Annotated in this window: 1 protein-coding gene and 1 pseudogene; one reads left to right on the top strand and one right to left on the bottom strand. The window is 38.3% G+C overall.

What is annotated here, in order from left to right:
- Positions 1–35: 35 nt before the first annotated feature.
- Positions 36–257, top strand: a pseudogene (locus tag WH7805_RS14000) (transposase); the annotation flags it as partial.
- Positions 258–537: 280 nt separating this feature from the next.
- On the opposite strand, the gene WH7805_RS14005 reads toward WH7805_RS14000, so the two are convergent.
- Positions 538–1,167, bottom strand: a complete 630-nt coding sequence (locus WH7805_RS14005) for a transcriptional regulator (protein WP_006043694.1) — start codon at positions 1,165–1,167, stop codon at positions 538–540.
- Positions 1,168–1,602 lie beyond the last annotated feature (435 nt).

Consider the following 1,602-nt stretch of genomic DNA (forward strand, 5'->3'; position numbering starts at 1 on the left):
ACTACCATTAATCAACAGGTTGGAGTCATGACCAAGATTGGTCTCGATTTTTAATCAGTCAATATCGTCGGTGCTGGAAACTATACTTCGCTAGGAAAACGGGCATGGTGACGCCAACCCTGACTTACATGGGGAGATACCTAAAACGCACACCGATATCAGCATCACGTTTACGGCAGGATTTTCAGAGGGGTTTAGTGACATTTGATTATCTAAACCATAGAAATGGTCGAACGGAATCCCTCATTTTGAGTCCATAAGCGATGAGAGAACGCATGATTAAGCACATTCCCTATAAACCTTTCATGAGGTCAATCACGCACTGATTCTAAAGTGAATTAAGCCGATTTTGTTCAGGTAAGGGATCATTAAAATTCCTGACCTTGCCCCCTTGCTGCCGATTCAATGTCATAGATTATTTACTCACTGGAAATTTGGATCAGCAAGCAGTTTTCCTTGATGGAAGCCGTATAAGCTGAGAGGTTATCGTGCGGTGCTACGAGAGGCCATCATTGAGGTTACAGTGCTTAACTCAATTCAATAAACATGGGTATAGGTTGCATCATTACGTGGTAGGTTTTCAGTTAACTTATTGATATTTAGATATTTAATGTCGCCGCAAATAGTTAGGTCGCTATTTATCGTCACGCACGGCGGGCTTTTCCAACTCCCCAGCCCAAGAGCGACCCCAAATAATATGACCAAGATAAGCAAGCTATAACAGACTATTTTCCAAGTAGGAAGAGATTGACGAGGACTGATTTCTTGTTCTATATCACTGGCTTCTTCTTCCTCACTAGCAGAATACTGCACGTCATCGGATTCGGGATCACATTCACGAATCGCTTCAGGTTCAATCGGATGTCTAATAAAGTTGTCATCTTTAATAGTGAAACCTTTGTCTTTGATTGTAATGATTATTGCACGATCTTGCCCAAACGCTTTACGTAGGTTGCCAATGGATACATTCAGTGAGTTAGGGACAACAAATTTGCCAGGCCAACCAATTTGTAATAACGTCTCTCTGCTTACGATTTCACCACAATTATCTATTAAATACTGTAATATTTTTGTTTCACTTTTACTTAACCTTGAAGTTTTTTCTGACGTCGAGTATGTAGCTTTTTGAGGATCGAAAATATTTTCACCATGCTTATAAAGAAACATAAAACCTACCGTTTATTCGTACGATGAAGATGTTTTTAATACTTTTAATTATCGTTGTTTTATCTTTTGTCATTCCTATGAAAAACCAAATCGTAGGATCATTAGTCGACATTCGTGTTCAAAACGCTGAACAATCTTATAGGGTTAGGTGTACCAGAAACTCGTCATTTTGCTCAATAATTGAGTAAAAGGGCACATTTTCAGAGTATCACTTCCCTGTGATTTTTATCTTCTGTTGCTCTACACGTCAGGCCGATAAAAATAAAATAATTTATCGTCACCATAAAATTCAAATGCTGAATCTATATTGCATTGTTAGTTAGGCATTTATTTCTATTATATGTCTAGTTAAATTGGCTCAGTGAAATTAAACGGTATAAAGGGGGAAAAGTTAGAGTTAACTCTCACTTGTATGCTGAGCTCCTACTAACACAA

The sequence above is a fragment of the Synechococcus sp. WH 7805 genome (assembly GCF_000153285.1).
Classification (GTDB): Bacteria; Cyanobacteriota; Cyanobacteriia; order PCC-6307; family Cyanobiaceae; genus Synechococcus_C.